This is a genomic window from Ruegeria sp. C5, assembly GCF_056537605.1.
The window spans coordinates 370,255-389,442 of sequence record NZ_JBQFRX010000001.1; the positions used below are offsets into that span (position 1 = coordinate 370,255).

Consider the following 19,188-nt stretch of genomic DNA (forward strand, 5'->3'; position numbering starts at 1 on the left):
CAAAGTTATGTTTGCTTGCGCAGAAATATTGTTGCGCTGGAGAGCCCAATGCGGGTTGGATTATATCCCGGTACTTTCGACCCTATCACCATGGGTCATATAGACATTATTCGCCGCGCGGCTGCGCTGGTGGATAAGCTCGTCATTGGTGTTGCTATCAACCGGGACAAGGGCCCGCTGTTTTCTTTGGAAGAGCGTGTCGCGATGATCGAGGCCGAATGCGCCCATCTAACCGAGCAGACTGGCACCGAGATTGTCGCGCATCCGTTTGAAAACCTGCTGATCGATTGCGCCCGCGATGTAGGCGCTCAGATCATCGTGCGCGGACTGCGTGCGGTTGCGGATTTCGAGTATGAATTCCAGATGGTTGGGATGAATCGCGCGTTGGACGACTCGATTGAGACCGTGTTCTTGATGGCAGAGGCACGGCATCAAGCCATTGCGTCGAAACTGGTCAAAGAAATCGCCAGATTGAACGGGGACGTGTCAAAATTCGTCACGCCCCGCGTCAATTCCGCCTTGAAAGAGCGGTTAGGATAGCGCGCCCATCGCGGCGGCAGTGTCCAGCATCCGGTTCGAGAAGCCCCATTCGTTGTCGTACCATGCAAGCACACGAACCAATGTGCCGTCAGTTACTTTGGTTTCAGCCAGTGAAACCGTCGAGCTGTGCGAGTCGTGGTTGAAATCGATCGAGATCAAGGGGCGATTCTCGGCCGCCAGCACACCGGGGATTTTGGCGGCGGCTTCTACAAAGAGGGCATTGACCTCTTCTTCGGTCGTCGGTCGCGAAACCTCAGCAACCAGATCAACGACTGAAACATTGGGCGTGGGGACACGAATGGCTTGCCCGGTCAACTTACCAGCAAGCTGCGGCAGAACCAGACCAACAGCCGATGCCGCGCCAGTTGTCGTCGGAATCATCGACAGCGCAGCTGCGCGCGACAGGTAGGGGTCTTTGCCCGCAGTGTCGTGAACCGGTTGGCTGGCCGTATATGCATGAACTGTGGTCATGTTGCCGTGTTTGATACCTAGTCCTGCGTCCAAAGCCGCCGCGACCGGCGACAGGCAGTTGGTGGTGCACGAGGCATTGGAAACTACGATATCGTCGGCGGTTAACTCATGATCGTTCACGCCGAACACGACTGTCTTCACGCCGCCGTCGCCACGGGCAGGGGCCGAGATCAACACTTTCTTTGATCCGTTTTTCAGGTGCCGCTCAGCTGCTTCACGGGTCCGGAAAACACCGGTGCATTCCAGAACCACATCCACATCAGACCAGTCTAGTGCTTCGGGATCACGCTCGCTGGTCAGCCGGATGGGCCCAGCACCCACATCCAGACCTGCATCAGTCAGACTTACGGGTTTGGAATAGCGTCCATGCACACTGTCGAACTCGAACAGATGTGCGTTCATTTCGGGCTTTGCCAGATCGTTGATTGCGATGATTTCAACATCAGTACGTCTGGATTCCATGACGGCCCGAAGAACGCCGCGCCCGATCCGTCCAAATCCATTGATTGCCAGCTTGAGTGTCATAATGCGCTCCGTCAGAACATGGTCCATAGATGGTTAGCGCTAACAAAGCCAGATTGGCGCGAAAGTCAAGAAAAACCTCTGTCAGCGCCAGAAGGCGAGCCAATCCAGGAAATCGTAGAGCTTCTTGCCCAGGAACAGCAGGTGTTCGGTGCCGAATAGTGCCACGTCCAGCATCAGACCGCCCAGAATTAGGATTCCAAGCCAGATGGCGATTTGATTTGTCATTTCTGCGCCCTGAACGAAAATGCCCGCTCAGATAACCTGAGCGGGAATAAAGGTACAAGCTATGTCCAAAGGGTCAGTTAAGGCGGCCCATCGCGACGGCGACATCCGCCATACGCACCGAGAATCCCCATTCGTTGTCATACCACGCCAGCACGCGCACCATACGGTTGTCGACCACACGGGTCTGATCCGGCGCGAAGATCGAGCTTTCTTCGGTGTGGTTGAAATCGGTCGAAACCAGCGGCGCGGGCTCATACCCTAGAACGCGCTGCATCGGGCCTTTCGCTGCCTCTTCGACGATGGCGTTGACCTCTTCGACAGTGACGTCGCGCGAGGCGCGGAATGATAGATCAACGGCCGAGACGTTTGGAGTGGGCACGCGGATGGCCGAGCCGTCCAGGCGCCCTTTGAGGTTCGGCAGAACCTCTCCCAGTGCTGCAGCGGCGCCAGTGGACGTCGGGATCATCGACATGGCGGCAGCGCGGGCGCGATAAAGATCGCTGTGGCGACGGTCCAGCGTCGGTTGGTCGCCGGTATAGGCGTGAATCGTGGTCATGATGCCATGCTCGATGCCGATACCTTCGTCCAGAACCTTGGCAAGCGGAGCAAGGCAGTTGGTGGTGCAAGAACCGTTCGACACCATATTGTCGTTTGCGGTCAGGCTGTTGTGGTTCACACCAAATACGATGGTCTTGTCGACATTTTTGCCGGGAGCCGACAGCAGAACCTTACCAGCGCCGCGCTCAAGATGGGTTTTGGCTTTCAGGCCGTCGTTGAATTTACCGGTGCATTCCAGAACGACATCGCAGCCTTCCCAGTCCAGCTCGTTCATATCGTAGGTCGAGAACATCTCCATCGGGCCGCGACCCAGATCCATGGTGTTGCCTTCGACCGAGACGTCGCGTGGGAAACGTCCATGGATGCTGTCGTATTTCAACAGATGCGCCGAGGTTTCCAGCGGGCCGGTGGCGTTGACCTTGATCACTTCGATGTCGTTGCGCGCCGATGCGGCGATGTGCGACAGAGTACAGCGGCCGATGCGGCCAAAACCATTGATACCGACCTTGATGGTCATCCGACGTCTCCAAAAATGCGCTTGCGTTGCAGGCCATATAGCCGCGAATATTGAATCTCAAAAGGGCAAAAATGGCATATTTTTAAGGTGTTAGCGCAAACCTGCGCCGATTGCGCTAACGCTTGCGCTAGCCGTTGGATCAGGTAGGGTCCGATCGAACAGATGAATGGAAAGGAAGCGCGATGAGTGGTCTGTTGGCCCTGTTGGACGACGTGGCGGGCATTGCAAAGGTTGCGGCGGCCTCGGTGGACGATGTGGTGGCCGCTGCCGGCAAGGCTGGGGCCAAGACTGCGGGTGTGATCATTGACGATGCGGCCGTGACGCCCAAATACGTTCAGGGTTTTGCCCCGGCGCGGGAACTGCCGATCATCTGGCGCATCGCGCGCGGATCGATTTTCAACAAGATCATTCTGTTGTTGCCAGTGGCATTGCTACTAGCCAATTTTGCGCCTTGGTTGATCACACCACTGCTTATGCTCGGTGGTTCATATCTGTGTTTTGAAGGGGCCGAAAAGATTTTTCATGTCCTGTTCCCACACGGAAGCCACGCGATCGAAGAGGATATGAAAAATCCTGATCCTGGCCATCTGGAAGAAAAGAAGGTGAAGGGTGCGATCAAGACTGACTTTATCCTGTCTGCTGAAATCATGACCATCGCTTTGGCGGCCATTGAAGCGCCGAATGTGTGGATGCAAGCCGCTACGCTGGCCGTTGTGGGCGTTGGGGTCACCGTCGCCGTTTATGGCTCGGTCGCTCTGATCGTGAAAATGGATGATGTCGGCCTGTATTTGGCGCAAAACGCGCCGACGCCGATAGGGCGCGGAACGGGAAGGGGCCTCGTCAAAGCGATGCCCGTTGTTATGAAAGTTCTGTCTATCGTTGGTACTGCTGCGATGCTGTGGGTCGGCGGGTCGATCATGATCCACGGTATGGAGGTCCTGGGCTTTGGCTGGCTGGGCCATCACATTTACGACTGGGCAAATGCTGCGAGTCATGCTGTGTCTGAACAATGGGCAGGCGCGGTAAAGTGGATCGCGAAGGCGACGATGGATGGTGTATTCGGTCTGGCCTATGGGCTGGCGCTGATACCGGTGGCAACCAAGCTGCTGTCCCCCGCGATCAGCGCGATTTCGGGATCTGCGAATAAACACTGAAATCAGGATCATGTGACGTGAGGTTTCATCTGGCACAACGGTAAGAGCGGGGTAAGTTCCATTCGAAGCATACCCGGTGTGAGATCGATGACTAAACTCAGCCTTTCCCAAGTCCTTGCCAGTTCAGATCGGTTGAACGGGATGCTGCAGTTCCCGGTGCCGCTAAACTGGATGCAAGGCCGCACAACATATGGCGGCTTCTCGTCTGCCTTGCTGCTGGCTGCTGCGAGAAATGCGGTCGATGTTCTGCCGCCATTACGCTCGGCCCTGATCAATTTTACCGCGCCCATCGGTTCACCTCCGCTGATCGAAACCGAGGTGCTTCGCAATGGGCGGAATGTCACAACGATCAATACACGAGCAAGGATTGAGGGGAATACAGCCGCGCTTGGGACATTTACGTTTGGCAAGGCACAGGAAAGCCATGTGGTGTTCGAACATCCGGCTAAGGCAGAGATACAGCCAGAGATCACAGAACACTATTTCCCGCCAGATTTGCCAAAACTTCCCATCGCATTTCTTGAGAACTTCGACGTTCGGTTGATCGACGGGGCGCGGCCATTTGCTGGTGCAGAGCGTGGCTATGTGAAGGTTTGGGCGCGCCATAATGATGCCGATATGCGCGATAGGATCGAAGGGTTGATCGCAATTGCGGACCTATTGCCACCGGCCATATTCCCGACGTTGAAGAAGCCGGGAAACAACTCGTCAATGAACTGGATTTTCAACGTGCTGTCCGAGGATATTCATACTCGCGATGGATGGTGGTTGATGGAACATCAATTGACAGCTGGACATGACGGCTACAGCTCTCAGGTCATGCGGATGTGGAACACCGATGGTGATCTAATTGTCGATGGTATGCAGTCAGTAATAATTTTCGTCTAACAAAAAAGGCCCCGGTTTTAACCGAGGCCTTTTGACTAATTTGGGTAGGTTCAACCCAGCAGTTCTTTGACCTTGGCGACTGTTGCCTCGGTCGTGATGCCAAAATGCTTGTAGAGCTCTCCGGCGGGTGCCGACGCACCAAAGCTGGACATGCCGATGAACCCAGCCTTGGCCTCGCGACCACGCTCGCCCAGAAGCCAACGGTCCCAGCCTCCGGCGCGAACCGCAGCCTCGATACCGACGCGGACGGCTCCCGCAGGCAATACGCGCTTGCGGTAGGCTTCGTCTTGTTCGGCAAACAGCTCCATACAGGGCATGGAAACGACCCGAGTGCCGATGCCTTCGGCCTCAAGTATTGCTTTAGCTTCCATCGCCAGCGAAACCTCGGAACCTGTGGCAATCAGAATCGCCTGACGCTTGTTTTCTGCGTCAGCCAATACATAGGCGCCTTGCGCGGTCAGGTTTTTGGCTTTGTGCTGGGTCCGAACAGTTGGCACGCCTTGACGGGTCAGCGACAGGACTGAGGGGCTATCCTTGAAGGTCAGCGCCAATTCCCAGGCTTCGGCGGTCTCAATCGTATCGGCTGGGCGGAACACATAAGTGTTCGGCGTCGCGCGTGAGATCGCCAGATGTTCCACCGGTTGGTGCGTCGGACCGTCTTCGCCCAGACCAATCGAGTCGTGGGTCATCACAAACACCGTCGGGATCTTCATAAGTGCAGCCAAACGCATCGAGGGCCGCGCATAGTCGGTGAAGGCCATGAACGTACCGCCATACGGGCGAATGCCACCATGCAGCGCCATACCGTTCATAGCAGCGGCCATACCGTGTTCACGAATGCCGTAATGGATATACCGACCCTTGCGGTTTTCCGGAAGGAACACGCCCATATCAGCCGATTTGGTGTTGTTCGACCCAGTCAGGTCAGCCGAGCCGCCAATGGTTTCGGGCATGATCGGGTTAACGACATTCAACACCTTCTCTGAAGAGGCGCGTGTGGCCAGCTTTGGCTGGTCTTCCGACATCTGTTTCTTGAACGACCGGATGGCGCCGGCCAGCTTCTTTGGCGCCTCAAACGCATAGGCGCGGTTGAATTCGGCTTGTTTACGTTCGGAGACTTGCGCAAAACGCTCCTCCCACGCTGCGCGCTCGGCTTTGCCACGTGCACCAATGGCCTCCCAAGCGGCTTTGACCTCAGCAGGGATGACGAACGCATCATGCGGCCAGTCATATGCTTCTTTGGCGGCGTTCAACTGATCCTGATCGGTCAGAGCGCCATGGCCTTTTGAAGTGTCCTGCGCCGCGTGACCCAGTGCAATGTGGCTTTCACAAGCAATCATCGTCGGCTTGTTCGACTTCTTCGCCTGCATGATGGCCGCATCGATGGCCTTGGGGTCGTGGCCGTCAATCTCAAGCACATGCCAGCCCGAGGCCGCAAAACGGCGCACCTGATCGGTGCGGTCGGCGATGTCGACTGTGCCGTCGATGGTGATGTTGTTGTTATCCCAGAAGACGATCAGCTTGCTCAGCTCGTGGCGACCGGCCAAAGTGATCGCCTCTTGGCTGACGCCTTCCATCAGGCAGCCGTCGCCCGCAATCACGTAGGTATAGTGATCAACGATCTTCTTGCCATAATGCGCACGCTGAATTTCCTCGGCCATCGCAAAGCCAACGGCATTCGAAATGCCCTGACCCAAAGGTCCGGTAGTGGTTTCGACACCATCGATCAGGAAGTTCTCGGGGTGCCCGGCAGTTTTAGCGCCCAATTGACGGAAGTTCTTGATCTCTTCCAGCGTAACATCGCCATGACCGGTGAGATACAGCAGCGAATAGACCAGCATCGAACCGTGACCCGCCGATAGGATGAACCGATCGCGGTCCGGCCAGTTCGGGGCAGCGGCGTCGAATTTGAGGTGCTTTTCGAACAATACGGTCGCAACATCGGCCATGCCCATCGGCATACCGGAATGGCCGGAATTGGCGGCGGCGACAGCGTCGAGGGTCAGGGTGCGGATGGCCGCAGCCTTGTCCCAGTGTTCGGGGTTGGCATTGCGCAGCGCAGTCAGGTCCACGGGCGTTGTTCCTTTGGTTTACGGGCAGATGGGCGCTGAATACCATCCGATTGTCAAAGTGCAAGCAGAACCGCGTGGCACACCGAATTGGCGCTTCAAGAGCGGTGTGCAAGTGGTTGAAACCAAACAGTGGGTATTTTCTGTCGCATTCCGTTAGACTAGGGCTGAGCGCCGCCGCTTTTGATTCGGGTAGGCGAATATCAGAACGAACCTTGATAAAGAGGTGACACAGGCATGAGTCAGATCGAAGAACTACAACGCCGTATTATCACCGCGATGGAGCGGATCGGTAATGGTGTCGAGGCCTTGCACGATGCTGGATCCGCAGCCGGTGATGATACGTCGCTGCGAACGGCGCTTGAAGAAGAGCGGGTGGCCAATGCCCAGCTTGAGGAACGGCTGAAAACGATCAAAGAGAGGCACGCGCAAGAGATTGACGCGCTGCGTGCGCAACCGGCACCGAGTTCGGAAGTGGATGCGCTGCGTGTGCAATTGGCCGAGGCGACTTCTCAGCTCGCCACGGTTGAGGCTGCGCGGGCCGAGTTGGCGGATGCCAAGGCTGCGCTTGAAAACACGGACGAAGTCGAGGGCTTGAAGGCAGAGATTGAGACTCTGCGCTCACATCAGGGCGCCGCAGAAGAGGCCAATACGTTGCGCGCGCAGGTCGAGAAACTGACCCCAATCGCGGATCGCGCGGAAGAGATGGAGGCCGAATTGGCGCGTCTGCGGGCTGAACTGGTCGATAGCGAGCGGTTAACCGAACTCAATGCCGAGCTTGAGATGCTGCGCGCGGAACGGGCTAGCCATGGGGCCGCGATGTCCCGGTTGGATGATGATTTGCAACGGCTTCGCAATGCAAACGATCAGCTCCGAATCGCTGTCGATGAATTACGCGCCGCCGCAGAGGACGGTGTCACGGATGCTGACATGCTGAACCGGGCCACGACAGCCGAATTAGAAGCCATACGTGCCGCGCGCGCGTCGGACGCAGCCGAAGCGCATGCGGTCCTGGCTCGGCTTGAGCCATTGCTAAGTCATGCCAATCTGGCCGAGGGAGAGGTGGAATAATGCCCGAAGTAACCATTCATATCGGTGGCCGCGGCTTTGATGTCTCGTGCCAGGACGGTGAGGAACCGTTTCTGCAAGCGGCAGCCAGACTGCTGGATGATGAGGCTCAGGTTTTGTCGGACCAGATCGGACGTATGCCGGAATCGCGGATGCTGCTGATGGCGGGACTCATGTTGGCAGACAAGGCAGCCGCGCATGAAGATCGCATGAAACTGGCCGAGGCCAAGCTGGTTGAATTGGAGACCGAATTGAAGCGGCTCCGCAGCCAACCGCAGCCGGAACCTGAACGGATCGAGGTCGCGGTAGTGCCGCCATCTGTCACGGATACGCTGGCTGAAATGGCGGCGCGCGCCGAAGCCCTGGCGGCAGTCATTGAAGAAAGGACGGCCTAATGCCGATCGCCCGAATGGCCTTTTGCGCGGCCGTCGTCTCGCTGACTGGCACGATGGCAAAGGCCGATATCGACATTCTGTCCGTGACGTTTACCTGTGAAAACAACACGCAAGTGCCGGTGTCCTACTTTAACGCCTCAAATGGCGATGGGGCGGCTGCGATGATGATCGATGATCAGTTGATCCCCATGAAACAGGTTCCAAGCGGCTCGGGCATCCGGTATGAATCCGTCGGAGGGGCAGGGACATACACCCTGCGCTCCAAGGGGTGGGATGCCACGATCAGCCATCAGGCCGAAGGCGACACAGCCCCGGAACTCGTATTGTTCAAGGACTGTAGCAGCCGATAGCTTACGCGTTTGCTTCGCGGATTTTGTCCGCAGCGTCTTTGTTATAGCCCACACTGTTTTCATCGAACAGTGTGTCTAGCTCACCCGACAGCGTCATTTCAGTGATAATGTCGCAACCGCCGACAAACTCGCCTTTGACATAAAGCTGAGGCACGGTTGGCCAGTCGGAGTAGTCCTTGATGCCCTGGCGCACAGCTTCGTCAGCCAGAACGTTCACATCGGTGTATTCGACACCCATGTAATTCAGAACACCGGCCACCCGGGATGAGAACCCGCACTGCGGCATCTCTTTGGTGCCTTTCATGTAAAGCACCACATCGTTGGCTTTGACGGTTTCGTCGATCTGGGTCTTAACGTCGCTCATCTTGCTTTTCCTTTTCATCCGCTTGCGCGGCGGTCGTTCGGTTATCGGGCGGTTCAGGTGCCCATCCTTCTTCTTCAAGCCGCCGGTGTTCTGCTTGTGCAAGCGTCACCGGATCAAGCCCGTATCGTTCAATTCCCCCAACCTTGCTAAGCGTATCGGGGTCAGGGCGCATATCCGACAGTTTTCGTTTTCTGTTGCGTTTGACATAGGCTTCGATGAGGGCGGCGACAACTATCAATGCACCAAGAAGAGATATCCAGAAGGGCCAGCCACTCATCTTTTCAAAGCCACTTAGGCGCTTTTTTGAAAGTAGTGCTGTGTCATTCAGGTACCTTCGTCGTCAACGCCAGCGCGTGCAATTCCCCATCAGATCCATCCATCTTGCCTTTCAGCGCAGCGTAAACCGCACGCTGTTGCTGAACGCGGTTTTTGCCGCGAAAGCTTTCGTCCACGACCATGGCGGACATGTGCACGCCATCGCTGCCACCAACCTGAATTTCCGCATTGGGAAAGCTTTCGCGCAGCAGGGTTTCGATCTCGTGGGCGCTCATCGGCATGTAGGTTCACTCCTGTAGGTCTTTACCAAGATGTAGAGTGATGGGAGCGGGCGTGCAAGATGTCGAGCATTTTTCAGATACGCGAATCCCGCGCCTATGGAAGACGCGGGAATTCTGGAATTCGAAAGAGACGATTGATCAGGCGACCGCGGCGGCAAAGCTCTGGCGGAAGGTCTCGGTCAGTTCTGCCAAAGGAGCTTCGGAATTGCCGATCTTCACGCTGTCACCGGTAAATCGACCAACCGAGACCAGCGGGACACCAGCCTGACCGGCAGCGATCATCAGCGCCTCGGCTTGATCGAAGTTGCACGCCACAAGATAACGGGCCTGGTCTTCGCCGAATAGGAACTCGGACGATGCATCATCCAGGCAAACGCCTACGCCTGCAGCTTCAGCAAGTTCAAACGCTGCCAGTGCAAGGCCGCCATCGCTAAGATCAGTACATGCTTTGATCATCTCGCGATTGGCACGGATGAATTCCCCGTTGCGCGCCTCTGCAGCCAGATCAACATGCGGCGCGTCTCCGTCCTCGCGGTTGAATACCTCGGCCAGCAGGGCGGACTGACCCATATGGCCGTTGGTTTCGCCGATGACCAGCGCAACATGGCCATCCCGAACTTCGTTTCCGATTATCTCGTCGCTATGAGCAAGAAGACCAACCGCGCCGATGGTGGGGGTTGGCAGGATCGCCTGACCGTCTGTCTCGTTATAAAGAGAGACGTTGCCCGACACGATGGGCATATCCAGCGCACCAACGGCGGCACCGATACCTTGGATCGCGCCGACGAACTGACCCATGATCTCGGGCTTTTCGGGGTTCCCGAAGTTCAGGTTGTCTGTGGTGGCAAGTGGTTTGGCCCCCACGGCGGTCAGGTTGCGATAGGCCTCGGCCACCGCTTGTTTGCCGCCTTCCACCGGGTTTGCACGGACATAGCGCGGGGTTACGTCGCTGGTGAAGGCCAGCACCTTGTCAGTGCCATGTACGCGGACCATGCCAGCGCCCAGACCCGGCGTGCGTGTTGAATCCGCCATGACCATGGTGTCGTATTGCTCATAGACCCATTGTTTGCCCGCGTAATTGGGTGAAGAGAGCAGGGCGCGCAGACCGTCGATCGGATCGATCTGTGGTACGTCTTCCAGTGGCGCGGACTCAGGGGTCGGTTCCCACGGGCGGTCGTATTCAGGCGCGGTCGAGGACAGTTTAGACAGGACCAGATCGGCTTTGATCTGACCATTGTGCATGATCAGGAAACGGTCTTCGGCAATGGTTTCGCCAACGATGGCAAAATCGAGGTCCCATTTTTCGAACACGGCGCGGGCCTCAGCCTCAAGCTCAGGTTTGAGGACCATCAGCATCCGTTCCTGAGATTCCGACAGCATCATCTCATAAGCCGTCATGTTCTCTTCGCGCTGCGGGACATTCTCGAGGTCCAAACGCACGCCCAGACCACCTTTGTCGCCCATCTCTACAGCCGAGCAGGTCAAGCCCGCTGCGCCCATGTCCTGGATCGAGATCACGGCACCGGTCTGCATCAGTTCCAGCGTTGCTTCCATCAGGCGCTTTTCGGTGAAGGGGTCGCCGACCTGAACGGTGGGGCGTTTTTCTTCGATGGTGTCATCGAATTCGGCCGATGCCATGGTTGCTCCGCCCACACCGTCACGACCGGTTTTTGCGCCCAGATAGACGACGGGCATCCCAACGCCCGAAGCGGCCGAGTAGAAAATCTTGTCACTGTCAGCCAGACCAGCGGCAAACGCGTTCACAAGGCAGTTGCCGTTATAGGCCGGGTGGAACCGAACTTCGCCACCCACGCAAGGCACACCGAAGCAGTTGCCGTAGCCGCCAATCCCCTCGACCACTCCGTTCACCAATTGGCGCGTCTTATGGTGGTCCGGCTCGCCAAAGGACAGTGCGTTCATCGAGGCGATGGGCCGTGCGCCCATGGTGAAAACATCCCGCAGGATGCCGCCCACGCCGGTCGCCGCGCCCTGATAGGGTTCGATATACGAGGGGTGGTTGTGGCTTTCCATCTTGAACACCACGGCCTGACCGTCGCCGATATCGACGACACCCGCATTCTCGCCTGGGCCGCAGATAACCTGAGGGCCAGAGGTCGGAAGGGTGCGCAACCATTTCTTGGATGACTTATAAGAACAATGCTCGTTCCACATCGCTGAAAAGATGCCAAGCTCGGTAAAGGTCGGCTCACGCCCGATGATCTCAAGGATCATGTCGTATTCCTCGGGCTTGAGCCCATGTGCGGCAATCAGATCGGGTGTGATGGCGGGCTCTTGCATCTTCTGTCCTGTGTCCAAGTGGGCCGAGATTGCGGGCCTTTTAGGGCAATGGGCCGCTTGAGGAAAGAGCCAAACCCGCACAGGGGTCATCGGGCAATAAAAAACGGAACCGGCCATAAGACCGGTTCCGATTTGAGAGGCGTGCTGATTTGGTTCAGCCAGCGGCTGAAACGTGTCGAAGCCTAAGTGTCAGGCGGGGTTTTGCCCTTTGTTGACCGCATCTGCGGCGGCGGCGCCGGCGGCAGCTTTTTGTTCTTCAGTTATGTTCTCAGCCTCATCCAACCCCGGGATGGCGACGCGCACCTCGCGGCGGGCGAAGTCGATACCATTTGCGTTGAATTCGGCCTTCACACGGTTAAAGATTTCCTTACGCAGTGTGAATTGCTTGCCGGGCTTGGCCATGAACTTGCCTCGGATGATCATACCGACATCGTCGAAGTCGAACACACCCTGAGATTTGAAGGGCTGCAGGAAGCCATCTTTGTGAACCTCGTCCTGCATCATCTCGGCACCGATCTTCTTGAAGATCTTCTTGACCTTGTTGGGGTCGGTGTCGAACGGCACAGTAAATTTCAACTTCATGATCACCCAGTCACGGCTGAAGTTGGTGAGCTTTTGAATCTCGCCATAAGGTATAGTGTGGACTGGACCACGATGGTGGCGAAGCTGCATTGAGCGGATCGAAATTTTCTCGACCGTTCCCATGGTCCCGCCGACATCGACATATTCGCCGACGCGGAATGCGTCATCGATCAGGAAGAAGATGCCGCCTACGATATCGGCCACCAGTTTCTGCGCACCAAAGCCGATGGCCAGACCCAAAACACCAGCACCAGCCAGCAGCGGCGTGATGTTGATGCCCAAGGCGCTCAGGGCTAGCAGGCCGAAGATCACCGAGATGGTGACTTGTGCGGTAATCCGCAACAAGGGCAGGACGGTCGCCAGACGCGAACCACCTGCGCCGCCACCTTCTCCGCCGGCTTCTTCATCCAGCTCCTCGGCCGCTGTCTGTTCCTTGGCCAGACGACGGTTAATCCATAGCGAGACGATCTCGTTCAGGATGTAGCCGACAGCGATGATCAGCAGGAACTCGATGATTGCGCCGCCAACTTCGGCACCGATACCTGCGGACGCAACATGGCGCAGATCAAGCTGCCAAACACGGGAAATCATGAAGACGACGAAGAGGCCAGCAATCACCCGACCGATGCGAATATAGCTGCGCTTGGCCGATCGATAGGCGCGTTCTGCTAATGGCCCTTCGCCCGACATTGGCGGCTGCAGGTGACGCACCAAACCACGTATCAATGTATCAAGTGCAGGTGCAATCAACAGCCAGAACATGGTTGTGAAATGCGCTCCACCGGACAACACGCGGATCAGCGCCGGGTTGCGTTGTGCCACCAGGAATTCGACCAGCAGCCAAATCACGACAGAAACGCCGATTGCAAAATACGGGTAATACCGCGCGACTTCTTCGTCGAACTTGGTGTGGTCCGGGTCGGTACCCAGCATCATCTGTGACAAACCTTCGCGCGCTGTCCAGGCGATTATGCCAATATAGACGTGGATTGCTGCGTTCAGCCAGAAACCGATGCGCGTCTGATCGCCGGTAACCCCGTTCAGCGCATTGAACCTTAGTACGAACAAGGTAAAGCCGATCAGGATCAGCAGACCGATCAGGTTGCGATGCAGGTATTTTGCCCAGTGGTCGTCAATGTTTACCAATCGGAATTGTGGCTTTTGCGGCGCAAGAACAAAGCGCGAGACTGCTGCCCCCAGACGCGGCACCCAGATTAGGTAGAATACAAATGGGGCTGCATAGATGATCTGCTCGGGGCTCAGCAATCCTCGGCCAATCGCCCGAATGACGACGTAGAATACGATAAGCCCTGCAATTTCGCGGCAAAATCGGCGGAACAGGTAGTTCACAGCGCCTCTGAGATCAGCGTCACCCGAGGGCTCGGTTGCCTCATGCCAGCGGCGGGTCAGGAAAATGAATAGCTTCTCAGCAATGAAGCCGACTATCAGGACCGAGAGCACCAGCCCCATTAGGGTCAGAACACCAGCGCCCCCCAATTTGTCAGAGAAATTGCTAAATGCAGTGATTTGCGCACTGATGATATTGGGAACTGTGGTCAGAACATGTGTCCAGGATGCGACCATTTCTGCCCAGATCTCATTGAGCTCGGTCAGCGGGTCTTCCTGACCTTCCTTTTCCGCCGCTTGCTTTTCGGCAACAGCGTCAAGGCGTTCCAGAAGGATTGCCCGTACCTGGTCGTCAGACATGCGCGCAACCAGATCATCAACCTGTTCTGGCGTCAGATCTTCGGGAATTTCAACTGTAGCGGTTGTGCTTGTGTCTTGTGCATGAAGTGGCACGGCCAGGAACAAGACTGAAATCATCGCCAACAATAGGCGGAATGAGTGGAACATGAATTAGCCCTCGAACACGAAATTTAGGTGTTTTTTCGGGATCATAGGCCTACGCGTTGGATTTTCCCAGTGCTTTCCACTGAATTGCATCAGCCTCGCGCAAAAAAAAGGCCGAGCACTAAGCTCGGCCGTAGTCCAACAGGGAGGTATGAAGATGATGAGCGTTTCAGCATCACCGCCTTCATGTGCTCATTTAGGGATCAGTTTATTAACGATCAAGGTCTATTAGCAGACCCCGGCGTCATGCCCGCTATGCTCTGAGTGCATGGCTATAGCTTGCCCAATTGCCTTAGCTGTTTGCGATGGGCGATTATCTCATCCTGCACAAAGTCCCGAAATGCCGCTATCCGTTTGGAATGACGCAATTCTTCGGGGTAGGCGAGGTAAACCGGTACATCAGCACTTTCGATGTCTGACATGACGGGGACCAGATCCGGGAAGTCCTCAGTCACATAATCAGGAAGTACTCCGATACCCAGATCATGCAGCACGCCCTGAAGAACGCCGAAATAGTTGTTCACGGTCAGCAACGAGCCGGGATTGTATGTCATAAGGTGACGAACCATCGACGCGCTTGCCCCAACCTGAGGGGCTGCGGGCGTTTGGCAGATCAATCGGTGCTTGGAAATGTCTTCCAGCGTTTCAGGCGCCCCACCATGAGCATCCAAATAGCTGCGCGTTGCATAGAGCAGCATCTGCACTGTCATCAGACGTTTGCGCACGAGATCGGCCTGGCTGGGCTCTTTCATGCGGATGGCCACATCGGCTTCACGCATTGGCAGATCCAATACCCGCTCTTCAAGCATGAGGTCGATATTGAGGTCAGGATACTGTTCATAGAGCTTCGGTAGGCGCGGTGCGAGCCACAGCGTGCCGAACCCGAAGGTGGTGGTCACCCTCAGTACGCCAAAGACCTCATCTTCACTATCCCGGATACGCGCTGCAGCGGCATCCAGACGTTTCAGCATGGCCGTCGTGGCATCGAACAGCAATTCGCCTTGTTCTGTCAGAATCAGACCGCGTGCATGGCGGTGGAACAAGGTTGCATCGAGTGATTCTTCAAGCGCGCGGATCTGACGGCTCACTGCGGATTGAGATAAATTGAGCTTGTCTCCCGCGTGTGTGAGGCTGCCAGCGTCTGCAACCGCGTGAAATATTCTGAGCTTATCCCAATCCATCGCCGCAACTTTCGTTATCCTCGCGCAGCCCTATATGAAACAGGTAACAAATTCCACAATGAAACCCGGAAATCGTTACGGAATAGAGTAAAATCACTATACAGGTCAGTATTTATGACCTAATATGCACGAGAATAAAGCACACTAATCCGACGAGGGGAGACGTCAGATGAGTCAGCCGAAAATTTCACTCAACGACCGGTTCGACCTGTCCAAAAGCCCGGTTCTTTTGAACGGAACGCAGGCACTGGTGCGTTTGATGCTGATGCAAAAAGTACGAGACACTGCGGCGGAATTGAACACAGCGGGTCTGGTCACAGGCTATCGGGGGTCTCCGCTTGGGGCTGTAGACCTTCAGATGTCTCGTGCAGAAAAGCAACTTGCCGAAAAGGATGTCACCTTTCAATTCGGATTGAACGAAGATCTGGCCGCAACCGCATTATGGGGCAGCCAACAGGCGGGGCTGCGTGGCGACGGAAAATTCGATGGTGTTTTTGGGCTCTGGTATGGCAAGGGGCCGGGCGTAGATCGATCCGGTGATGTGATGCGCCATGCCAATATGGCGGGCACGGCGCAACATGGCGGTGTATTGATGGCCATGGGCGATGATCACACGGGTGAAAGCTCCACCGTTTTACATCAGTCGGAATGGTCACTGGTGGACATGTATATGCCCGTGGTCAGCCCGGCAGGTGTGCAAGAAATTCTGGACTATGGCATTTACGGATTCGCGCTCAGCCGGTTCGCCGGGGTCTGGGTCGGGCTGAAAACGATGAAAGACACGATCGAAGTGACTTCCGTCGTAGATGGCCGCCCTGACCGAATGCAGCTGGTCACCCCTCAATTCGATATGCCAGAGGGTGGGCTGAATATTCGGCTGGGTGATACGCCGCATCTGCAGGAAGCGCGCGTAATCGACCACAAGCGCTTTGCGGCAGAGGTCTTTTCGCACGCCAACAAGTTGGACAAGCGGGTCTGGGGAAAACCGGGCTCCAAGATTGGGTTTGTGGCGGCGGGTAAGAACTGGCTTGATCTGACTCATGCCATGTCGCTGCTGAACATCAACGCGGATGAGGCCGAACGGCTAGGCATTACCACCTATAAGATCGGTCAGACTTTCCCTTTGGATATGAAGGGCTTCCACGATTGGGCTGAGGGGCTGGATCTGATCGTGATCGTCGAGGAAAAGCGCAAGCTGATCGAAGTTCAGGTTAAAGAAGCGATCTTTGACGACCGTCGTGGGCGCCGTGTTTATGGCTGGTACAAAGGCGGCGCGGGGACGCTGCACCGCGAAGAACTGTTCCCGACCCGAGGGGCGCTTGACCCGATCATGATTGCCGAGAAGCTGGGTGAGATCCTAATCGAAGAGGGGCGCGATACAGATGGCGTTCGTGCCGGACTGGAGGCGCTGTCCGAAGCGCGCCGGGCTGACAATGCGCAGGAAATCGCGGCGCGTTTACCATACTTTTGTTCAGGATGTCCGCATAACAGTTCAACCAAGCTGCCTGATGGCAGCCGAGCCTATGCCGGGATTGGCTGTCACTACATGGTGCAGTGGATGGATCGCGAAACCACCGGTTTCACCCAGATGGGCGGCGAAGGGGCGAACTGGATTGGCGAGGCTCCGTTTTCGACCACACAACATGTTTTCCAAAACCTCGGCGATGGCACCTATAACCATTCCGGCGTGCAGGCGATCCGGGCGGCACTGGCTGCGGGCACAAATATCACCTTTAAGATCCTCTATAACGACGCCGTTGCGATGACTGGAGGTCAGGAGAACGAAGGTGGGCTAAGTGCCGAACGCATCGTCGCCGAGGTCCGCGCGATGGGTGTCAGCAACGTCGCTGTCGTTTACGACGAAAAAGAAGATGTGAATTTTGGTGCGTTGCCTTCGGGTGTTGATACGTTCGAGCGTTCAAAACTGATGCAGGTTCAGGAAAAATTCCGCGAAATCGAGGGTGTATCGGTCATTGTTTATGTCCAGACCTGCGCAGCTGAAAAGCGCAGGAGACGCAAGCGCGGCACGTTCCCCGACCCCGATAAGCGAGTGTTCATAAATACCGATATCTGTGAGGGTTGCGGAGATTGCGGCGTTCAGTCGAACTGCGTTTCCATCGTACCGAAAGAGACCGAACTTGGCCGCAAGCGTGCGATTGATCAGTCAAGCTGCAACAAGGATTTTTCCTGCTTGAACGGGTTCTGCCCGTCTTTTGTAACCGTTGAAGGGGCGAAAATCCGCAAAGAGGCGACGACCGACCTCGACTTGCCCGACCTACCGGACCCCGTTTTGCCACAGATCAACGGCACCCATAATGTCGTGATCACCGGCGTTGGTGGCACAGGCGTTGTCACCATCGGGGCGGTTCTGGCGCAAGCCGCACAAATCGACGGCAAGGGTGCCGGTATGATGGAAATGGCCGGCCTCGCACAGAAGGGTGGCGCCGTACATATCCATTGCCGTCTGGCCAACCGGCCCGAAGATATCAGCGCGATCCGTGTTGCCACTGGCGAGGCGCATGCTCTGATCGGCGGTGATCTGGTGGTATCGGCCGGGGCCAAGACGCTTGGCCTCACGCAAACCGGCCAGACCGGCGCCGTTGTGAACAGTCATGAGATTATCACCGGTGACTTCACGCGCGATACAGAATTCACAATCCCCAGCGATCAATTGCAGCTTGCGCTGCAGGCGCGGTTGAAAGATGGGGTGTCCCTTTTCGATGCCACCGATCTGGCGCGAGCCGTGATGGGCGACTCGATCTATTCCAATATGATGGTCTTTGGCGCAGCCTGGCAGCGTGGTCTGCTACCGATCAGTCACCAAGCGATAATGGGTGCTATTGAGTTGAATGGTGCGGCGGTCGAGCGCAACAAACGCGCCTTTGAAGTTGGTCGCTGGGCGGTGACCCACCCCGACGACGTGGCTAATATTTTGCGCCCCAACGTGGAAGAGTTGCCAAAGACCCTCGATCAAGTGATCGATTTCCGCGCTGCGCACCTGATCGACTATCAGAATAAGCGGTTGGCGAAACGTTATCGCAAGCTCGTCGACAGCGTTGAAGATCAACACGTTCGTGAGGCTATTGCCAAAGGCTACCATAAGCTTTTGTCATATAAGGATGAATATGAAGTCGCCCGATTGCTGCTCGACAGTCGCCAGAAGGCGGAGGCCGAGTTTGATGGTGACTTTAAGATGACCTTCCATCTTGCGCCGCCAACCCTAGGGACGAAGGGCGACAATGGACGCCCGGCCAAGAAAGCGTTCGGAGCGTGGTTTCTTGGTCCGTTGAAGGTTCTAGCCAAGCTGAAAGGTTTGCGCGGCACTCCGCTGGATATCTTTGGCTACACGACAGAGCGCAAAATGGAGCGTGCTCTGATCCGCCAGTATGAAAAGGACATGAAAGAGGTTTTGCCCAGTCTGACGCCCGAAACCAGTGATGCGATCGCGGCCCTTGCGGCTCTGCCATTGGACATTCGCGGTTTCGGTCCGGTTTTGGTCGCCAATGAGGCTAAGGCTGCGAAACGGCGCGAGGAATTGTTGGCTGTTATTCGCGCTGGCGGGCCTCAGATGAAAGCTGCGGCAGAGTGAGGCTTT

17 protein-coding genes are annotated in these 19,188 nt (G+C 56.4%); 7 read left to right on the plus strand and 10 right to left on the minus strand.

What is annotated here, in order from left to right:
* The first annotated feature begins 48 nt into the window (after positions 1-48).
* The gene (gene coaD, locus ACR0AW_RS01855; protein WP_170393190.1) at positions 49-540 is read left to right on the plus strand and encodes a pantetheine-phosphate adenylyltransferase; all 492 of its coding nucleotides are present in this window, start codon (positions 49-51) and stop codon (positions 538-540) included.
* Here coaD and gap (ACR0AW_RS01860) read toward each other — a convergent pair.
* The 3 genes from gap (ACR0AW_RS01860) to gap (ACR0AW_RS01870) all read right to left on the minus strand — a co-directional run bounded on the left by gap (ACR0AW_RS01860) (position 532) and on the right by gap (ACR0AW_RS01870) (position 2,836).
* A complete protein-coding gene (gene gap / locus ACR0AW_RS01860; RefSeq protein WP_170732091.1) occupies positions 532-1,536 on the minus strand; it encodes a type I glyceraldehyde-3-phosphate dehydrogenase in 1,005 nt (334 codons plus the stop codon). The two genes, coaD and gap (ACR0AW_RS01860), sit on opposite strands and share 9 nt — an antisense overlap.
* An 81-nt stretch (positions 1,537-1,617) precedes the next feature.
* Positions 1,618-1,761, minus strand: a complete 144-nt coding sequence (locus tag ACR0AW_RS01865; RefSeq protein ID WP_010439846.1) for a hypothetical protein — start codon at positions 1,759-1,761, stop codon at positions 1,618-1,620.
* Between the two features lie 73 nt (positions 1,762-1,834).
* On the minus strand, positions 1,835-2,836 hold the full coding sequence (gap, locus tag ACR0AW_RS01870; protein ID WP_170393188.1) for a type I glyceraldehyde-3-phosphate dehydrogenase: 1,002 nt from the start codon (positions 2,834-2,836) through the stop codon (positions 1,835-1,837).
* A 182-nt stretch (positions 2,837-3,018) separates the two neighbouring features.
* On the opposite strand from gap (ACR0AW_RS01870), the gene ACR0AW_RS01875 reads away from it, so the two are divergent.
* Together ACR0AW_RS01875 and ACR0AW_RS01880 are read left to right on the plus strand one after the other, a co-directional pair.
* Entirely contained in the window at positions 3,019-3,990 is a 972-nt protein-coding gene (locus ACR0AW_RS01875; RefSeq protein ID WP_170732093.1) for a DUF808 domain-containing protein, read from the plus strand.
* Between the two features lie 87 nt (positions 3,991-4,077).
* Positions 4,078-4,878, plus strand: coding sequence for a thioesterase family protein (locus tag ACR0AW_RS01880; RefSeq protein ID WP_170732094.1), 801 nt, complete (start codon positions 4,078-4,080; stop codon positions 4,876-4,878).
* Positions 4,879-4,928: 50 nt separating this feature from the next.
* On the opposite strand, the gene tkt is transcribed toward ACR0AW_RS01880, so the two are convergent.
* Positions 4,929-6,950, minus strand: a complete 2,022-nt coding sequence (gene tkt / locus ACR0AW_RS01885) for a transketolase (protein ID WP_170732096.1) — start codon at positions 6,948-6,950, stop codon at positions 4,929-4,931.
* Between the two features lie 234 nt (positions 6,951-7,184).
* Here tkt and ACR0AW_RS01890 point away from each other — a divergent pair, with 234 nt between their 5' ends.
* Genes ACR0AW_RS01890 through ACR0AW_RS01900 form a run of 3 tightly spaced genes read left to right on the plus strand, consistent with a single transcriptional unit; the run spans position 7,185 to position 8,760 of the window.
* Positions 7,185-8,018 carry a coiled-coil domain-containing protein gene (locus ACR0AW_RS01890; protein ID WP_170732097.1) on the plus strand — a complete coding sequence of 278 codons (834 nt, stop codon included), beginning with the start codon at positions 7,185-7,187 and terminating at the stop codon, positions 8,016-8,018.
* Positions 8,018-8,410 carry a cell division protein ZapA gene (locus ACR0AW_RS01895; protein WP_170393183.1) on the plus strand — a complete coding sequence of 131 codons (393 nt, stop codon included), beginning with the start codon at positions 8,018-8,020 and terminating at the stop codon, positions 8,408-8,410. The genes ACR0AW_RS01890 and ACR0AW_RS01895 overlap by 1 nt, the downstream gene beginning before the upstream one ends.
* Positions 8,410-8,760 carry an MliC family protein gene (locus tag ACR0AW_RS01900; protein WP_170405544.1) on the plus strand — a complete coding sequence of 117 codons (351 nt, stop codon included), beginning with the start codon at positions 8,410-8,412 and terminating at the stop codon, positions 8,758-8,760. The genes ACR0AW_RS01895 and ACR0AW_RS01900 overlap by 1 nt, the downstream gene beginning before the upstream one ends.
* Before the next feature lies 1 nt (position 8,761).
* On the opposite strand, the gene grxD is transcribed toward ACR0AW_RS01900, so the two are convergent.
* The 6 genes from grxD to ACR0AW_RS01930 all read right to left on the minus strand — a co-directional run bounded on the left by grxD (position 8,762) and on the right by ACR0AW_RS01930 (position 15,593).
* Entirely contained in the window at positions 8,762-9,124 is a 363-nt protein-coding gene (gene grxD / locus ACR0AW_RS01905) for a Grx4 family monothiol glutaredoxin (protein WP_170393181.1), read from the minus strand.
* Positions 9,111-9,401 carry a hypothetical protein gene (locus ACR0AW_RS01910; protein WP_170510095.1) on the minus strand — a complete coding sequence of 97 codons (291 nt, stop codon included), beginning with the start codon at positions 9,399-9,401 and terminating at the stop codon, positions 9,111-9,113. The genes grxD and ACR0AW_RS01910 overlap by 14 nt, the downstream gene beginning before the upstream one ends.
* A 43-nt stretch (positions 9,402-9,444) precedes the next feature.
* Positions 9,445-9,681, minus strand: a complete 237-nt coding sequence (locus tag ACR0AW_RS01915) for a BolA/IbaG family iron-sulfur metabolism protein (protein WP_170393179.1) — start codon at positions 9,679-9,681, stop codon at positions 9,445-9,447.
* 138 nt (positions 9,682-9,819) lie between these two features.
* Positions 9,820-11,979: a phosphoribosylformylglycinamidine synthase subunit PurL gene (purL, locus tag ACR0AW_RS01920; RefSeq protein WP_170732099.1), complete on the minus strand. Its 2,160-nt coding sequence runs from the start codon at positions 11,977-11,979 to the stop codon at positions 9,820-9,822.
* Positions 11,980-12,168: 189 nt separating this feature from the next.
* Positions 12,169-14,415 (minus strand): mechanosensitive ion channel family protein, encoded by a 2,247-nt coding sequence (locus ACR0AW_RS01925; RefSeq protein ID WP_170393177.1) that lies wholly within the window; start codon positions 14,413-14,415, stop codon positions 12,169-12,171.
* Between the two features lie 269 nt (positions 14,416-14,684).
* Complete coding sequence (locus ACR0AW_RS01930; protein ID WP_170393176.1) at positions 14,685-15,593, minus strand: LysR family transcriptional regulator; 909 nt, start codon at positions 15,591-15,593, stop codon at positions 14,685-14,687.
* Positions 15,594-15,762: 169 nt separating this feature from the next.
* Between ACR0AW_RS01930 and ACR0AW_RS01935 the strand changes: the two genes are divergently transcribed.
* Complete coding sequence (locus tag ACR0AW_RS01935; protein WP_170732101.1) at positions 15,763-19,182, plus strand: indolepyruvate ferredoxin oxidoreductase family protein; 3,420 nt, start codon at positions 15,763-15,765, stop codon at positions 19,180-19,182.
* Positions 19,183-19,188: the final 6 nt, after the last annotated feature.